The organism is Shewanella sp. FeAMO, assembly GCF_053653955.1.
In genome coordinates, this window is sequence record NZ_CM132201.1 from 1195561 (window position 1) to 1210867 (window position 15307).

At 55.1% G+C, this 15307-nt stretch carries 18 protein-coding genes; 14 read left to right on the forward strand and 4 right to left on the reverse strand.

Annotated elements, in window-relative coordinates:
• Positions 1–241: 241 nt before the first annotated feature.
• The 13 genes from ACWAU4_RS05400 (at position 242) to ACWAU4_RS05460 (ending at position 11726) form a co-directional block, all read left to right on the forward strand.
• Positions 242–1162 (forward strand): polyprenyl-phosphate transporter, encoded by a 921-nt coding sequence (locus tag ACWAU4_RS05400; RefSeq protein WP_146508988.1) that lies wholly within the window; start codon positions 242–244, stop codon positions 1160–1162.
• A gap of 300 nt (positions 1163–1462) precedes the next feature.
• Positions 1463–2419 carry a YbgA family protein gene (locus tag ACWAU4_RS05405; protein ID WP_146508990.1) on the forward strand — a complete coding sequence of 319 codons (957 nt, stop codon included), beginning with the start codon at positions 1463–1465 and terminating at the stop codon, positions 2417–2419.
• Positions 2409–3380, forward strand: coding sequence for a MerR family transcriptional regulator (locus ACWAU4_RS05410; RefSeq protein WP_208125603.1), 972 nt, complete (start codon positions 2409–2411; stop codon positions 3378–3380). The genes ACWAU4_RS05405 and ACWAU4_RS05410 overlap by 11 nt, the downstream gene beginning before the upstream one ends.
• 1 nt (position 3381) lies before the next feature.
• Positions 3382–4881: a deoxyribodipyrimidine photo-lyase gene (gene phrB / locus ACWAU4_RS05415; protein WP_208125604.1), complete on the forward strand. Its 1500-nt coding sequence runs from the start codon at positions 3382–3384 to the stop codon at positions 4879–4881.
• 27 nt (positions 4882–4908) lie between these two features.
• Complete coding sequence (locus ACWAU4_RS05420; RefSeq protein ID WP_208125605.1) at positions 4909–5403, forward strand: nuclear transport factor 2 family protein; 495 nt, start codon at positions 4909–4911, stop codon at positions 5401–5403.
• On the forward strand, positions 5400–6149 hold the full coding sequence (locus ACWAU4_RS05425) for an SDR family NAD(P)-dependent oxidoreductase (protein WP_208125606.1): 750 nt from the start codon (positions 5400–5402) through the stop codon (positions 6147–6149). Before ACWAU4_RS05420 ends, ACWAU4_RS05425 begins: the two co-directional genes overlap by 4 nt.
• Positions 6146–7417 carry an NAD(P)/FAD-dependent oxidoreductase gene (locus ACWAU4_RS05430; protein WP_144134537.1) on the forward strand — a complete coding sequence of 424 codons (1272 nt, stop codon included), beginning with the start codon at positions 6146–6148 and terminating at the stop codon, positions 7415–7417. The genes ACWAU4_RS05425 and ACWAU4_RS05430 overlap by 4 nt, the downstream gene beginning before the upstream one ends.
• Positions 7414–8205, forward strand: coding sequence for a DUF1365 domain-containing protein (locus ACWAU4_RS05435; protein WP_101060106.1), 792 nt, complete (start codon positions 7414–7416; stop codon positions 8203–8205). The genes ACWAU4_RS05430 and ACWAU4_RS05435 overlap by 4 nt, the downstream gene beginning before the upstream one ends.
• 53 nt (positions 8206–8258) lie before the next feature.
• Complete coding sequence (locus tag ACWAU4_RS05440; RefSeq protein WP_096141586.1) at positions 8259–9518, forward strand: SAM-dependent methyltransferase; 1260 nt, start codon at positions 8259–8261, stop codon at positions 9516–9518.
• A gap of 3 nt (positions 9519–9521) precedes the next feature.
• Positions 9522–10145 (forward strand): DUF2878 domain-containing protein, encoded by a 624-nt coding sequence (locus tag ACWAU4_RS05445; protein WP_107111510.1) that lies wholly within the window; start codon positions 9522–9524, stop codon positions 10143–10145.
• A 12-nt stretch (positions 10146–10157) separates the two neighbouring features.
• Positions 10158–10841, forward strand: a complete 684-nt coding sequence (locus ACWAU4_RS05450) for a chalcone isomerase family protein (protein ID WP_208125607.1) — start codon at positions 10158–10160, stop codon at positions 10839–10841.
• Complete coding sequence (locus ACWAU4_RS05455; RefSeq protein WP_208125608.1) at positions 10829–11389, forward strand: DUF3833 domain-containing protein; 561 nt, start codon at positions 10829–10831, stop codon at positions 11387–11389. The genes ACWAU4_RS05450 and ACWAU4_RS05455 overlap by 13 nt, the downstream gene beginning before the upstream one ends.
• Positions 11390–11495: 106 nt before the next feature.
• The gene (locus tag ACWAU4_RS05460; protein ID WP_093982478.1) at positions 11496–11726 is read left to right on the forward strand and encodes a hypothetical protein; all 231 of its coding nucleotides are present in this window, start codon (positions 11496–11498) and stop codon (positions 11724–11726) included.
• Here ACWAU4_RS05460 and ACWAU4_RS05465 read toward each other — a convergent pair whose 3' ends face one another.
• Positions 11727–12068, reverse strand: a complete 342-nt coding sequence (locus ACWAU4_RS05465; protein WP_025009884.1) for a DUF3634 family protein — start codon at positions 12066–12068, stop codon at positions 11727–11729.
• Between the two features lie 208 nt (positions 12069–12276).
• Here ACWAU4_RS05465 and ACWAU4_RS05470 point away from each other — a divergent pair, with 208 nt between their 5' ends.
• Positions 12277–12459, forward strand: coding sequence for a hypothetical protein (locus tag ACWAU4_RS05470; protein WP_025890124.1), 183 nt, complete (start codon positions 12277–12279; stop codon positions 12457–12459).
• A gap of 129 nt (positions 12460–12588) precedes the next feature.
• On the opposite strand, the gene ACWAU4_RS05475 is transcribed toward ACWAU4_RS05470, so the two are convergent.
• The 3 genes from ACWAU4_RS05475 to ACWAU4_RS05485 form a co-directional block, all read right to left on the reverse strand.
• Positions 12589–13311 carry a TorF family putative porin gene (locus ACWAU4_RS05475; RefSeq protein WP_371873733.1) on the reverse strand — a complete coding sequence of 241 codons (723 nt, stop codon included), beginning with the start codon at positions 13309–13311 and terminating at the stop codon, positions 12589–12591.
• Between the two features lie 119 nt (positions 13312–13430).
• Complete coding sequence (locus ACWAU4_RS05480) at positions 13431–13793, reverse strand: cupin domain-containing protein (RefSeq protein WP_025009887.1); 363 nt, start codon at positions 13791–13793, stop codon at positions 13431–13433.
• 18 nt (positions 13794–13811) lie between these two features.
• Positions 13812–15296, reverse strand: a complete 1485-nt coding sequence (locus ACWAU4_RS05485) for a CoA-acylating methylmalonate-semialdehyde dehydrogenase (protein ID WP_025009888.1) — start codon at positions 15294–15296, stop codon at positions 13812–13814.
• Positions 15297–15307: the final 11 nt, after the last annotated feature.

Sequence of the window (15307 nt, forward strand, 5' to 3'; positions counted from 1 at the left end):
CCAAGAGCCAAGAGCATTGGTTAAGATGAGCGAGGGTCACGCCAATCTGATCTGGGGCTGAACAGATAGAATAAAATGGCGTGGCAGCAACTGGGGGCTGTGCTTAAAATGACGGTTTATTCTGGAAGGTGCGAATGGGTAGACCCTTTGCAAGTGCAAGAATCACTTCCTTGGACAATCCAACTTCAATCAGGATTGGTATAATCCGCGAGAATTATCAAAACAGTAGTAAGGAAACCTAGTGAAATTTCTGTTGACCTACCTCAAGGGGCTGGCCATGGGGGCTGCCGATGTGGTGCCCGGCGTTTCCGGGGGAACCATAGCCTTTATTACCGGCATCTATGACACCCTGCTGGAAAGTATTCGCCGTATCAATCCCAGCCTTTGGGGCATTATACGCCGCGACGGGATCAAGGCGGCGTTTGCACATATCAATGGCGCCTTTTTGTTGAGTCTGTTGGCGGGTATCCTCAGCAGTATTCTGAGTCTGGCCAAGCTTATCTCTTACCTGCTGGCACATCATCCTATTCCTGTATGGTCATTCTTTTTCGGGCTGATCCTTATCTCTGTGGTGCATATGCTGCGCCAGGTCAAGGGCGGTTTTTCACTGCCACGGCTATTGATATTCGCGCTGGGAGTGGCCTTTGCCTGGGGCATTACCGTGCTGAGTCCGGTTGAGTTGGAGGCCAGCTACTTTAATATTTTTGTTGGCGGTGCCATTGCCATATGCGCCATGATACTGCCAGGGATATCCGGCAGCTTTATCCTCTTGCTATTGGGACTGTATCCGGCCGTGCTGGCGGCGGCCAAGAATATCCAGCTGGATATTCTTGGCTGTTTTGCTGTTGGCGCCGTGATAGGTATCCTGAGTTTCAGCCATTTGCTGTCAGCGCTGCTGCGGCGCTTTCACGATGCCACCCTTATCTTCCTTACCGGGCTTATGTTGGGGACGCTGGGCAAGATCTGGCCCTGGAAACAGACGCTGAGCTGGCGCACCAACTCCCATGGTGAGCAGGTGCCCCTGGTGCAGCAAAACCTGTCACCCTTTGGCTTTGAGCAACTGACACAGCAGCCGCATCAGTTGGGGTTGGCGCTCTTGTGTGCCGCCGCCGGAATTGGCCTGGTACTCCTGATTGAGCGCCTGGGGGCCGACAAGCAATAATTTCAAGCGTTAGTGCCCTGCAGTGAAAGGTATCAATGACAGAAAACGGGAGCTCAAGGCTCCCGTTTTTTATCTCCCTTCGAATCTCTCTTAAATGCCTTTGCGTTACAGGTTTCATCCAAGATGGGTGCTACTTCGCCAGCAGATAGCTCAGGTTTTCTGAGCTCGACTCCTTTTAAGGTCTTGTATGACTTGCCCGGCAAGTCGATCCTTCTTTACTAAAAAAATATTGTACAAAAACTTGATCCTTGTACAGGTGTATGCCTTAATCTACTACAAGGTTATACAAGGATTCTCAATATGTACAAGTTTGAGCCGCAGCGAATTCAACTGGGTATCAGTGCCTGCCTGTTGGGGCAGCAGGTGCGTTTTGACGGTGGTCATAAGAATTCTGTCTATTGCCAGCAGGAGCTTAGGCAGCATTTTGACTTTGTGCCAGTCTGTCCTGAGATGGCGATAGGCATGGGCGCGCCACGCAAGAGCATACGTCAGGTGCGCCGCGGTGATGAGATCCGGATCCAGAGCCGTGATGCCAGCTTGGATGTAACCGAGAGCCTGCAAAGTTTCAGTGAGGAAAAAGTCGCTGAATTGGGATTTTTAAGTGGCTATCTACTTTGTGCCAAATCACCTACCTGCGGCATGGAACGGGTCACTGTCTACAAGGAAGGCGGCGACCAGGGGAATCGCAGCGGCATAGGTGTGTTCGCCAAGGCCCTGATGCAACGCTGGCCACAACTGCCGGTTGAAGAAGAGGGGCGCTTGAACGATTTGGTGATCAGGGAAAACTTTTTCACCCGAGTGTATGCCTTTCACGACTGGCAGTGTCTGCTGCACTCCGGCTTGAGCCTGCATAAATTGACCCAATTTCATGCCAGATACAAATACCTCTTGCTGGCTCACAGTCCGGCTCAATATCGCCAACTTGGCCCCTTGCTGGCTGACGGCGGCGAAGACTTGCAGGAAACTGCCCGGCGTTACTTTGAAGGCTTTATGGAGGCGCTGAAAAACAAGGCCAGTCGCCGCAATCACACCAGTGCGCTGCAGCATATTCAGGGCTATTTCAAACAACACCTGACCAAGGCGCAGAAGTCTGAGCTTAGCCAGGCGATAGATGAATATCGTCAGGGGCTGCAACCTCTGTTGGTGCCGCTGACATTGATTAAACATTACTTGAGGGAGCATCCGCAGCCGTATATTGCGGCCCAGGTTTATCTCAACCCTCATCCACAGGAGTTAAAACTGCGTTATGCCTACTGATAACATTGCCAACCTTTCCATCGGCGAAGTCGCCAGACTGACGGGGGTGAATCCTGTCACCTTGCGCGCCTGGCAGCGACGGTTTGGACTGGTTATCCCGCAGCGCACCCCCAAGGGCCATAGACTCTACAGTCAGGAGCAGGTTCAGCAGATCCGTGAAATCCTCTCCTGGCTTGAGCAGGGCGTGGCCATCAGCAAGGTCAAGCCACTGCTCAGTGGCCAGACAGAAAAACAGCTGCAGCAAGAAAATGAAGACGACGACTGGCTGAAGTTCAGCAGCAGTCTCACCGAGGCGGCACTTTCTCTCAGTAGTGCCCGCTTTGGCCGTTTGCTGGATGAATTCAGTGCCCTCTATCCCATCGCCCTGTGTTGTCGGCGCCTGCGCCATTGGTTGCAAGTATTGGACACCCAGCTCGATGAACGCCTCGACGGCGCACTTGTCCGCAGTTGGCTCGAAAGCCGTCTGGCTCACTATGTCGGCGCCCGCAGCGAGCAGTTGCTGCGCCAGAAACCCCGCTGGCAACTTCTTTATCTGCCGCTTGGCAAGCAGCCGGCATGGAGTGAGCTCTTGCTGCAACTGGAGCTTATTACCCGGGGGAGCAGCCTGTTGCCGCTCAATATAGAGGAGCCTTTGGAAGGTCAGGGGCTGCAACTCTTGGCACACAGACTGCCGCTGCAGGGACTCTTGTTGCTGCCACCTTCCCAGTTGCCCGGCAGCAGTGTCAAAGCCCTGTTCCAGTTGGCGAGCGCTTTGGATTATCCATTGATCTTGAGCGGGGATTATGTGGCGGTTCACACCAGTGCCTTTGAGCACTATGCCAAGGAACTGGCTGTGACTGAAAAAGGCGCCAACAAGAACCGGGAGCCCGTCAAGAATCCTGTGCTTTGCAGTAGCAATGCCGCCATATTGGCACTGCTGGGTCAGGCCGAGTCCGCCTCAAAACAACCGGAGGACAAGTAACATGTCCCAGTCCTTGCCCAATCATGTGCCTTCCAGTGAAAAGGCCTGTGTTGCCATCTGGTTTCGCAGCGATCTGCGCACTTCAGATAACCAGGCCCTGTGGCTGGCGTGCGAAGCGGCAAGGGCCCAAGGTCTGCCGCTGCGGGGTTTTTATATTGCGACTCCGGCCCAGTGGCAGCAGCACTCTGTTGGTCCCATGCAGCTGGATTTCATCGAGCGCAGCGTCAATCAACTGCAACGGGCGTTGGCATCTTTGGGGATAGCTTTTGATTTGCTGCACTGTGACGATTTCTCTTTGGTGAATGCCACTGTCGAGGCGTATTGCCAACGCCACGGCGTTAAGCAGATTTTTGCCGGGCGCGAGGTGGAGATTAACGAGCAGCGCCGGGATCAGGCGCTGGCGCAGCTTACCAAGACTATAGGGGTGGGCCTGCAGTTTACCGATGAGCACTGTCTGCTGCCGCCCGGCAGCGTCCGTACCCAAGGCGGCGAAATGTATCGGGTATTTACCCCTTTCTTTCGCCGCTGGCGTGAACTGCTGGGAAGTGAGGCGATAATGCCGCTGCCGGTACCTGCGCCTCTGGCCCCGGCTTTACCCGAACCCGCAGAGATGAGTTTTAAGGTCAGCAATCAAGGCAGTAAACAAGACAGCCACCACTGGCCAGTGGGTGAAGGGGCGGCCAGGCAGCGACTCGATAGTTTTATTGCCAACCAGCTTGCCGATTACGGCCAGGAGCGGGATTTCCCGGCGCTCGATGGCACCAGTTGCCTGTCGCCCTATCTGGCGTTTGGTATTCTCAGCCCGCGGCAATGTGTGGCGGCGCTGCTCAATCGCTGCCCCGAGGCTATGGCAGAGGACAATAGTCCGGGTCGCAGCTGGCTGGCTGAGCTGGCCTGGCGCGAGTTTTACCGCCATCTGCTGCATGCCTGGCCCCAGCTGTGTATGGGCCGCAACTTCAACTCACTCGGCGATGACATAGTCTGGCGTAATGACCCGCAAGAGTTTGCCGCCTGGTGCGAGGGCTGCACCGGTTATCCGCTGGTGGATGCCGCCATGCGTCAGCTAAACCAAACCGGCTGGATGCACAATCGGCTGCGAATGGTGACCGCCAGCTTCCTCACCAAACACCTGTTGGTGGACTGGCGCTGGGGCGAGCAGTATTTTCGCCGCGCCCTGATAGATGGCGACCTGGCGGCCAATAACGGCGGCTGGCAGTGGTCTGCCGGCACCGGCTGTGATGCCCAGCCCTATTTCAGGATCTTCAACCCCATGAGCCAGAGCGAAAAGTTCGACCCTGACGCCAGTTTTATCCGTCGTTATCTGCCTGAACTGGCGCACTGGCCGCTTAAACAGATACACCATCCGGGCACAGCTGCATCGTCCCGCTTCACCGAGCCGAGTCTGTTTGCCACTGTGGCTTATCCGCCACCTATAGTCGAGCACAGCGCGGCGCGGCAAAGGGCGTTGACCGCCCTGGCCGTGCTGAAAAAGTCTGCCTGAACTCAGTTCATTAGCCGAGGGATTATCATGACCAGCCACTCAGTTGCCGCGGACATAGCGCCCGCTTCACAGCCGGCATCGCCGCAGTCTCAGGAGATTATTCAGGCATTTATTGCCTTGTATCAATCCTTGGGCCCTGAGCAATTGCCCACATTGCGCCAAAGGCTGCAGGCCGTCTATGCGCCTGAGATCTGTTTTTGCGATCCCATGCACCGACTGGAGGGGCTTGAGCAACTGGAACAGTATTTTGCCGGTTTGTATCGCAACCTGACCGAAATCGCCTTTGAGATCACTGACGTCTTGCCCACCGGTGACCAGGCCGCCATCAGTTGGCAGATGAAGTATTGCCACCCCAAGTTGAACCGGGGGCAGAGTATCAGCGTCGATGGTATCAGCCTCATCAAGTTTGGCGACAAAATCCATTACCACAGGGATTATCTGGATCTGGGGCAGATGCTCTATGAACAGTTGCCACTGCTGGGCTCAGTGGTGCGCATGGTCAAGGGCAGGGCAAGCCGATGAAGACAGTATTGATCACGGGTGCCAGCTCAGGCATAGGTGCCGAGCTCGCCAGACAATATGCCGCCGCCGGTTGGCGGGTCTTGGCCTGTGGCCGCAATGAACAAGCTCTGGCCGACCTCGAAGGCTGCGAGCCTTTGAGGTTCGATGTCACCAACAGAGACTCGGTGCTTAAGCTTGGCAGCAAGCTCAAATTGGAGTTGGGCCAAGCCAACTGTGTGGATCTGCTGCTGCTCAACGCCGGTACCTGTGAGTACATAGACGAGGCCATGGCCTTTGACAGCGCCCTGTTTGAGCGGGTTATCCGCACCAATCTGTTGGCTGTGGGCTATTGCCTGGAAGCCTTTATGCCTTTGCTTGCCCGTGGCAGCCAACTGGCGCTAATGAGCTCAAGCGTTGTGATGCTGCCTTTTCCGCGGGCGGAGGCCTATGGCGCCTCCAAGGCCGGGATTAGTTACCTGGCGCAGAGCTTGCGGCTCGATCTGGCCCACAAGGGAATAGACGTCAGCGAAATTCGCCCTGGCTTTGTTAAAACGCCGCTCACCGACAAAAATGACTTCGCCATGCCGATGCGGATCTCCGCCGATAAAGCCGCCAACACCATCATCCAAGCCCTGGCCGCCAGACGGCGCCTGATTGCCTTTCCCGGGCGTTTTATCTGGCTGCTGACTCTGCTGAGCTGGCTGCCCCGCAGTTGGTTGGCAGCCGCCCTTGGTAAACCCTCTGCAAAAAACGGGAGCCCAGTATGACAGTTTCAACCGGCAATAAGCCGCGCATCGCCATAGTTGGCTCGGGGATCTCCTCGCTCACTTGTGGTTATCTGTTGTCACAGCAGTATGAGGTGACTTTGTTTGAAGCCGCCGATTATCTGGGCGGGCATACGGCCACTGTGGATGTTGAGCTTGGCGGCAAACCCTACGCCATAGACACAGGGTTTATTGTGTTCAACGATCGCACCTATCCCAGGTTTCAGGCCTTGATGGCCCGGGTCGGTATCAAGGCGCTGGCGACCGAGATGAGCTTCTCGGTGCAAAACCTTGTCAGCGGTCTTGAATACAACGGCCATAGCCTGGCGACCCTGTTTGCGCAAAAGCGCAACCTGCTGAGTCCGACTTTCTGGGGGTTCCTCAGGGAGATTTTGGCCTTCAACAGCCGCTGCAAAGCCTTGTATCAAAGCGGTCGTTACCCGGCGGTGACACTGGGGGAATTTCTCGAACAGCAGGGGTTCTCCGACTTCTTCTGTCAACACTATATCCTGCCGATGGGCGCCGCTATCTGGTCGTCCAGTATTCAGGATATGCGCGCCTTCTCGCTGCCTTTCTTTATCCGTTTCTTTGAACATCATGGACTGTTGGCCGTCAGCAATCGGCCGCAGTGGTATGTGCTCGAAGGCGGCTCCCGCAGTTACATTCCGGCGCTCAGCGCGCCCTTTGCCGAGCGGGTGCATCTCAACTCGCCTGTAGCACAAATCCGCCGCCAAGCGGGGAGCGTGCAGCTCAGAGTCAAGGATAGCTGGCATGAGTTCGATCAGGTGATCCTCGGCTGCCACAGCGATCAGGCTCTGGCCATGCTAGGTGACGCCAGTGAGCTGGAGCGGGAGATACTCTCCAGGCTTAAATACCAGGATAACCAGGTGACCTTGCATACAGACACCTCGTTGCTGCCGAAGCACCGCGCCGCCTGGGCCAGTTGGAATTATCGTCTCGATGGCGATGCCAGCCGTCCCGCCTGCGTGACCTACAATATGAATATTTTGCAGCGCCTGCCAAAGTCTGCGCCGAATTTTTTGGTGACCCTGAATCAGGATGAGGCGATAGCCAAGGACAAGGTGCTCAAACGCTTTGTCTATGCTCACCCGGTATTCAATGAACAGAGCCAGGCGGCGCAGCAACGCCGCAGCGAGATCTGCGGCCAAAACCGTATCCATTTTGTCGGCGCCTACTGGTACAACGGCTTTCATGAAGACGGGGTACGCAGCGCCCTGGATGTTTGTGAAAGGTTCGGGGTAAGCCTATGAAACCTGAAACGGGTCTCTACCTCGGCAGCGTCAGCCACTTTAGGCTAACGCCGGTAAGGCACTGTTTTCGCTATCCCTTTGCCCTGATGTTGCTGGACTTGGATGACTTGCCAAGGCTTTCGTCCCTGAGCGGCTTGTTTGGTGAATCCCCTTGGTCTGCGCTGCGTTTTCGGCAGCAGGATTATCTCAAGGCGGCTTCAGAATCGAATACTGCCACCTCGCTGAAACAGCGGGTACTGGATAAGGTGATTGCGCTCGGCGGTGAGGCCGGCTGCGACAGCGTGCTGTTCGCCGGGCAACTGCGCCACTTTGGACTCTATTTCAGCCCGGTCAACTTTTTCTACTGCTTTCAAGGTGATGAGTATAAATACCTGTTGGCTGAGGTGAGCAATACCCCTTGGAATGAGCGTCACTGTTATCTGGTGTCGGCCGAGGCGCCGGCACTTGGCGACAAGTGCTTCCATGTATCGCCTTTTATGTCGCTGGATTATCGCTATCGCTGGCATATTCCGGCGCCGGCAGAGCGGCTCGATTTGCGGATCAGCAATCTGCCCGGCAAGGGGGACGTGGCAGGGCCGGCCCACGAGTCGCAAAAGGCCAGCTTCGATGCAGTATTAAGCCTCAAACGCCGCCCCTTCAATGGCCGTGAGCTCAGGCGTTATCTGTGGGGCTTTCCCTTGATGAGCCTGAAAATTCTTTGGCTCATCTATTGGCAAGCGCTGCGTTTGTGGCTTAAGCGGGTGCCCTTTGTGCCATACGAGCGCAAGCCTCAGGGCGGCACTGATTGATGCTAAAGGTTTGGAAATTTCCCCGAGTGTGACAGCAAACATTGGAGAATGAGATGGAAAACACAGTAGCCAAAAACAGACAGCAGTTGGCCGCCAGCGGCAAGAGTCTATGGGCCAGAGTCATGCAACAGGCCTTGAATGCCTTGGAGGGCGGTTGTCTTAAGCTGCAGTTGGGGAGTGAGCAGTGGACCTTCGGCCCGCTCGATGCAGACCTGGTCGCCATAATTCGTATTCACGATGAACGCTTTTTTCGCCAGGTGATTCTGGGCGGCTCTATCGGCGCCGGTGAAGCCTATATTCAGGGGCACTGGTCCAGTCCGGATGTTACCGCCGTGGTACGCCTGTTTGCCCGTAATCTGCCGCTGCTGGATAAGATAGAGAAACGGTTCTCCTGGTTTTCCAACACAGTTAGCCGGGTGAAACACCTGCTGCGCCGAAACTCAAAGGCAGGTTCAAAGCGCAATATTCTGGCGCACTATGATCTGGGCAACCCCTTGTATCAGGCATTTCTCGACCCTGAGCTGCTCTATTCAAGCGCCGTCTATCCCCATGAAGAGGCGCAGTTGGATGAGGCGCAGCAGTATAAGCTGCAACTGATTTGCGAGCGGCTGGATCTGCAGCCCGGCATGACTCTGCTGGAAATAGGTACCGGTTGGGGCGCCCTGGCTATCTATGCCGCCAAACACTATGGCGTCAAGGTAACCACTACCACTATTTCCGATGCCCAGTACCAATATGCCAGTGAAAGGGTTGCCGCCGAAGGACTGAGTGAGCGCATTACCCTGTTGCGGCAGGATTATCGCCAGCTCAGCGGCCAGTATGACCGTTTGGTTTCGATAGAGATGATAGAGGCAGTGGGCCACGATTATCTGCCGGGCTTTTTTGCCGGCCTGGATGCCCTGCTCAAGCCGAGCGGCAAGCTGTTACTGCAGGCGATCACCATTAAAGATCAACGCTATGACAGCTATCGCAAAGGGGTGGATTTTATTCAGCGCTATATTTTCCCCGGCGGCTGCCTGCCATCTGTCACCGAGATGACGCGCCACTTGCAGCGGCAAACCTCCATGACCCTCTGGTCGTTGGATGATATAGGTCTCGACTATGCACGCACCCTGAATGACTGGCATGCCAACTTCGATGACGCCAGAGAGCGGGTGCGCGAACTCGGCTATGGTGAGGACTTTGTGCGTATGTGGAAGTTTTATCTGAGTTACTGCGAGGGTGGTTTTCTTGAGCGCACCATAAGCACAGTGCAACTGACTGCGGTCAAGGACGGCTATCGTCCGCTTAGCTCAAGACAAATCGCAGGTTAGGCCATGAGACTCTTATCGCCTTGGTTTTTTCTGCTGCTCAATGCAGCCATTTTCCAGTTGGGCTGGTGGTCTTTGATCCTGTTTGCCAATCAGGCGCTGGTGTTTGCTCTCTTGCTGCTTTGTGTCCAGTTGCTGCTTGTCAATCCGGGCTACCGCTCAGCCCTCATGGCAGATAATGCCGGGGATGAGCACAGCCAACTGGCAGAGCAAAGCGTAAAGCGTACCGGATACAGCATGAAAACATTCAACGCCGTGCTGATACCGGCTGTTATCGGCATAGCCTTGGACGCCATGCTGCACCTTGGCGGAGTATTTGAGTTTGACAGTCCCTCGCGGCTTTTACCCTTGTGGCTCTGTTGCCTTTGGGGGCATTTTGCCGCGACGTTGGGGGTGAGTCTGGCCTGGCTCAGGGACTTGCCTAAATGGCAGCAGGCGCTCTTTGGCGCAGTGGGTGGCGCCGGCAGTTACCTGGCGGCATTCAGGTTGGAGGCCGTGGCTTGGCCCCTGGGACAATCGGCTACCTTTAGCTTGTTGATACTCATCTGGTCGCTGCTGCTGCCACTGTTAAGTTATTGCAATCTCAGGCTTGAATGGGGCGCAAATCGCCCAACCAAAGGATTTCTCTGACGGAGACCGGCAATGAAACGATTCATCAAGGGTGTAAACAAGGGAGCAAAGCAAGTCGGTAAGCTGCATAACCCAAGCTTTGCCGGGCTGCTGATGATACTGCTTGGCCTACCCACTCAGGGATGGGCAGACAATTTACAGATTCAAGCGCAGCAGGCTCAAGCGCAGAGCCAAGTGCAGACATCTGAGCCCAAAGCTGCCCAGGTCGAGCCATCAAAGGCGGAGCTTGCCAGCTTTCGGGAAGTGGGTCGCGGTGAAATGGACTGGTGGTTTATGACCCTTTATCGGGCCAGGTTGCTGACGCCGGATGGTAGTTACCAGCCCAATAGCTTCCCGCAGCAGCTGGAAATTCAGTATTACCGGGATATCCCCGCCTCGCGACTCCTGGAGGCCACCAAACACCAGTGGCTGCACTTGGGATATGACAGAGAGCAGATATCCGCCTGGTTGGCGCTGCTTGAAGGGCTCTGGCCGGATGTGGAGCAGGGGGACAGATTGAGCTTTGTGGCAAACGGGCCGCAGCAGGGATACTTTCTGTTCAACGACAAGCCGTTAGCCGCGATTGCCATAGATGAGAGCGCTTCGAGCGAGCATAAGCGTTTTGCCGGCGCCTTTTTGGCGATTTGGTTGTCAGAGCGCAGCAGTCAGCCGCAGCTGAGAGCTCAGTTGATAGGAGAGCAGGCATGCAAATGTTAATGAGCAGGTTTATCGGTTTCGCCAAGGTTTGGTTGTTACTTCTGATACTCGGACTGAGCGGTTGTGGCAGTGTCGATATTCATGACTATAGCGCCAGCGAACCTAAGTTGGATCTGCAGCAGTTCTTTAACGGGGAGCTGCAGGCTTCAGGTATGGTGGAAGATTACAGTGGCCAGGTGGTGCGCCGTTTCAATGTACGGATGACGGGCAGTTGGCAGGGGAATCAAGGTGTGTTGCAGGAGTGGTTTGAGTATGACGATGGTGAGCTTGCCGAGCGAACCTGGCACATTACCAAGCTTGCCGATGGCCGCTACCAGGGCAGAGCCGAGGATATTCTGGGGGGGGCAGAAGGGCAAGCTGAGGGCTTTGCCCTGCGCTGGCGCTACGACATGCTGCTGAAGCTCGATAGCGGCGAGTATCAGGTGCATTTCGACGACTGGATGTATCAAACGGCGCCGGACACCATAATCAACCGTAGCGAGATCCGTAAATGGGGCCTGACGGTGGGGGAGGTGACTCTGGTGATCCGTAGGTTGGAACACAAGTAGCAGAGCGACGATTAATCGTACGGCATGACTAACGCTGAGTCTCAGCCTGGGTTAAGCTTAGATCTGTTTAAATGGTAACAGTCTATCAACACAGGTTTAAATAACGATGAACAAAAAATCCGCTGTACTGCCATGGGCTTCAATGGGCTTATTGGCACTGGTATCCCTTGGCGGTTGCTCTAGTGGTATCGATTTCAGTTTTAAAGCGCCCGAGGAGGAGCGGGTGGACCCCAATCTACCCGCCGAAGATCCCATGGCACAGGATAACCAGAGGATCATAGATGATGCGCGCCGGGAAGGTAAAATCGACCCTCAAGTGTTTCCCGCTAAACGCTGATCAGCCTAGTTGTTTGCTGTTGTCGCTCTGCTTGCGGTCATAGTATTCGAAGGGAAATAGGTTGCGCAGGCGCTGAATATTGGCATCTCCGGCATTGGCGCTGATGTGCAGCCGCACTTCACCACTGCGTTCGGCGCGTACTGTACAGGTGAGTTTCTCTTTCTTGACCAGGGCGCGGCATTCGCGTTCAAACCTCTCCGGGATCTTACCCTTGTGGGAGGTCATACGACCGTCCTTGAAATGCATTTCAAATATTGTCACCCCTTTTTTGTTAGTGAAAACCAGTTTGTAGATAAGCACTAACGCCAGGGCGATAAAGAATATTTTTAACATAGTGGCCATAGTGGGACTCCTTGTTTCACCAAGAGTGAATACTGTTATCCGGGTGTTATCTTATATCCTCAGTTATACCTGCAAGCGGTAGCGTTTGACAGTGCATCCAAGGCGGATTTTTGTGATAAGGCTAAAAGGACTGGCAAATTGGCTATCCTTGGTTATTATTTGTTCAGGAATATCTGTTTTACCACAAGCCAAGATCAAGGATGAAGCCATGTACCTTTCCAATGCCGAGCGCTGGGCGCAAATCTGTGACAAACAAGTGGAACTGATGGGAAAGCTCAGTGAGCAGTTTCCCGAGCGGCGAGAACAACTGCAACACCTCACCCATAGCTGGCAAGACGTCAAACAACAGGTGCGTCAGGGCGATACCCCTCACATACCGCCACTGCGTTGAGAACTGAATCAATTTATAAAAAAGAGCCGCTCAGGGAGCGGCTCTTTTACTTTTGGTTGGTGGGAGGAAGATGGGGCTTGCCCGTGCAGGTCTGTCCTATGGCTTGCCTGGGCAGCGCAATTTTGCTGCTTAGAAAGCGTAACTGACACTCGCCAGCACAGTGCCGTCATTCTGGAAGGTGCCACTGCTGATCTCGGCATCCGAATCTATATCTGTGTCCAACCAGGCCACAGACAGACCAAAACCGGCAATCTCAGTAGAGACACCTATGGAGTAATCCAGATATTTGCCCATATCGTCATCGGGCGCATCGCCGAAGTTGTAACCCAGGTGCAGATCCAGGCTCCAGTTTTCGGCAAACTCATAACTATAGTTCAGCTCGGCATAGTGATAGTCCAGATCTGAACCCGCATAGTCATTGGTGTACCAGTAGGCAGCCCTAAAATCACTGAACTCCAGGCCGAAAGAGATTTCGTTGTAGTCCTGAGAGACATTGTCGCCCGGGTACATATAGCGCAGCAGGGTAATGTCATAGGCCAGGTTGTCGTTGATTTCACCGGCGTAACCCAGGTAGACATCCAGTTCGAAATCGGCACCCACCTGATCCTCTTTGGGAGTACCATCTTCATCGAATTCCACATTACTGGCCCAGGCCCCGACGAAGAAACCCGAGTCGTGACTCCAGTCCAGCCCGCCCTGAACGGCAAAATCACCGGCGGTTTGTGACACGGCCCTAAAGCGGTAGTCATTGGTCACGGCTATCTCGCCGCTGACTTCGGCCATGGCAGAGGTTGAGGTTATGGCGCCGCCAAGCAGCAGTGCCCATAGCAGAGGGTTGGATCTTCTTATCACTTGGTTCACAAGCATTTCTCCCTTCTTTGGTTTGCCGGCCCCGTCCGGGAAGATTCCGGCGCGGCCTGGTTTATGCCAAACAACAGCAGCTATGCTGAGACCTCATGGCGGTTTTGTTTTTATCTGTTGGATTCAAACACCACATAGAGCTTGCGGCAGGGAACCGTTACCTGCCAGCTGCCGCGAAACCCGGCCGGGATAACAAACCTGTCGCCCGGGCCAACTTCGAGACGATTTCCCTGCTCATCGCTGATGACACTGTTACCCTCGAGGATTTCGCAATACTCGTGCTCAGTGTAGTCAACTTTCCAAGCACCTGTTTCGCTTTGCCAAATTCCGGTATGAAACTGCTCACAGGGGCTGGAGTAATGGTTCTCCAGCCGTTGGCGCGGCGCGTCCTGCAGACGCTTTTCCTCGGCGATGGAGTATTCACTTATCTCGGGAGTATTACGCGCCAGTACTCTGATATTGTTGATGTGCATCAGGCTCTCCCTCTCTCCCTATTTCATGGTCGGCATGATGAAATCGGCACTCAGCTGTTTGGGCCAGCGGGCGGTAACGGCTTTGCGCCGGGTGTAGAAGCGAACTCCATCCGGGCCGTGCATATGCAGTGGGCCAAACAGCGAGCGTTTCCAACCGCCGAAACTGTGAAATGCCATGGGCACAGGGATAGGCACATTGACCCCTACCATGCCGACTTGCACCGAGTGGCAAAAGTCGCGCGCCAGCTCGCCGCTCTGGGTAAAGATGGCGGTGCCGTTGCCGAACTCATGTTGATTGATAAGAGCCAGCGCCGAGTCATAGTCGGCCACCCTGACTATGCAAAGCACAGGGCCGAAGATCTCTTCCCGGTAAATCTGCATCTCGGGGGTTACGCCATCGAACAGGGTCGCACCGAGAAAGAAACCTTCGCTGTCTGCCAAGGTATTGCGGCCATCTACCAGGCAAACTGCGCCCTGCTGTATACCGCTGTCTATATAGCTGCAGACCTTGTCCAGATGCGCGCGGGAGATAAGCGGCCCCATTTCCATACCCGGCTCCAGGCCGTTACCTACCTTGAGCGCGGCTATCTTGGGTTGCAGTTTTTCTATCAGGGCATCGGCCACATCAGCAACCGCCAGTACCACGGAAATAGCCATACAGCGCTCGCCGGCAGAGCCATAGGCCGCACCCATCAGGGCGTTGCTGGCCAGTTCCAGATCGGCATCCGGCATCAGCAGCATGTGGTTCTTGGCGCCGCCGAGTGCCTGCACCCGCTTGCCGTGGGCCGATGCCTTACTGTAGATATACTCGGCGACAGGCGTTGAACCGACAAAGGAGATGGCCTGAACATCCTGATGGCAGAGCAGGGTATCTACCGCCAGCTTGTCGCCGTTGATAACATTGAAAACCCCATCCGGCAGCCCGGCCTGGGTCAACAGCTCGGCAATTCTGAGTACCGGCGCCGGATTCTTTTCCGATGGCTTCATCACAAAGGTATTGCCGCAGGCGATGGCAATCGGGAACATCCACATGGGAACCATCACAGGGAAATTGAACGGCGAAATGCCGGCAACCACCCCGAGCGGTTGATTGATGCTCCAGGCATCGACGCCAGTGCCAACCTGCTCCGTGTGTTCCCCCTTGAGAAGATGGGGAATGCCGCAGGCAAACTCCACCACTTCCAGCCCTCGAACCAGCTCGCCCCTGGCATCCTCAAGCACTTTGCCGTGTTGCAGGCAGATAAGCTCGGCCAGTTCATCCATGTGGGCTTCTACCAGGGCTTTGAAGCGAAACAGTACCCGTGCCCGGTTAAGGGGCGATACCTTTGACCAAGCGTCAAAAGCCTGCTTGGCCGAGTCTATCGCCCGTTCTGTATCTGCCTTGGAGGCGAGGGCGACTCTGGCTTGCTCTTCGCCGTTGGCTGGGTTGAAAATGGGCAGTGAAGCCTGAGCCTGGCTGCCATCTGTCTCATGTCCATCTATATAGTGGCTGTAAATACGCATAACTATCCTGT

What these genes read in the sequence shown, in the direction of transcription:
- ACWAU4_RS05405 (WP_146508990.1), top strand. Translation starts at nt 1,463, where the DNA reads ATGTACAAGTTTGAGCCGCAGCGAATTCAACTGGGTATCAGTGCCTGC.
- ACWAU4_RS05410 (WP_208125603.1), top strand. Translation starts at nt 2,409, where the DNA reads ATGCCTACTGATAACATTGCCAACCTTTCCATCGGCGAAGTCGCCAGA.
- phrB (WP_208125604.1), top strand. Translation starts at nt 3,382, where the DNA reads ATGTCCCAGTCCTTGCCCAATCATGTGCCTTCCAGTGAAAAGGCCTGT.
- ACWAU4_RS05420 (WP_208125605.1), top strand. Translation starts at nt 4,909, where the DNA reads ATGACCAGCCACTCAGTTGCCGCGGACATAGCGCCCGCTTCACAGCCG.
- ACWAU4_RS05425 (WP_208125606.1), top strand. Translation starts at nt 5,400, where the DNA reads ATGAAGACAGTATTGATCACGGGTGCCAGCTCAGGCATAGGTGCCGAG.
- ACWAU4_RS05430 (WP_144134537.1), top strand. Translation starts at nt 6,146, where the DNA reads ATGACAGTTTCAACCGGCAATAAGCCGCGCATCGCCATAGTTGGCTCG.
- ACWAU4_RS05435 (WP_101060106.1), top strand. Translation starts at nt 7,414, where the DNA reads ATGAAACCTGAAACGGGTCTCTACCTCGGCAGCGTCAGCCACTTTAGG.
- ACWAU4_RS05440 (WP_096141586.1), top strand. Translation starts at nt 8,259, where the DNA reads ATGGAAAACACAGTAGCCAAAAACAGACAGCAGTTGGCCGCCAGCGGC.
- ACWAU4_RS05445 (WP_107111510.1), top strand. Translation starts at nt 9,522, where the DNA reads ATGAGACTCTTATCGCCTTGGTTTTTTCTGCTGCTCAATGCAGCCATT.
- ACWAU4_RS05450 (WP_208125607.1), top strand. Translation starts at nt 10,158, where the DNA reads ATGAAACGATTCATCAAGGGTGTAAACAAGGGAGCAAAGCAAGTCGGT.
- ACWAU4_RS05455 (WP_208125608.1), top strand. Translation starts at nt 10,829, where the DNA reads ATGCAAATGTTAATGAGCAGGTTTATCGGTTTCGCCAAGGTTTGGTTG.
- ACWAU4_RS05460 (WP_093982478.1), top strand. Translation starts at nt 11,496, where the DNA reads ATGAACAAAAAATCCGCTGTACTGCCATGGGCTTCAATGGGCTTATTG.
- ACWAU4_RS05465 (WP_025009884.1), bottom strand. Translation starts at nt 12,068, where the DNA reads ATGGCCACTATGTTAAAAATATTCTTTATCGCCCTGGCGTTAGTGCTT.
- ACWAU4_RS05470 (WP_025890124.1), top strand. Translation starts at nt 12,277, where the DNA reads ATGTACCTTTCCAATGCCGAGCGCTGGGCGCAAATCTGTGACAAACAA.
- ACWAU4_RS05480 (WP_025009887.1), bottom strand. Translation starts at nt 13,793, where the DNA reads ATGCACATCAACAATATCAGAGTACTGGCGCGTAATACTCCCGAGATA.
- ACWAU4_RS05485 (WP_025009888.1), bottom strand. Translation starts at nt 15,296, where the DNA reads ATGCGTATTTACAGCCACTATATAGATGGACATGAGACAGATGGCAGC.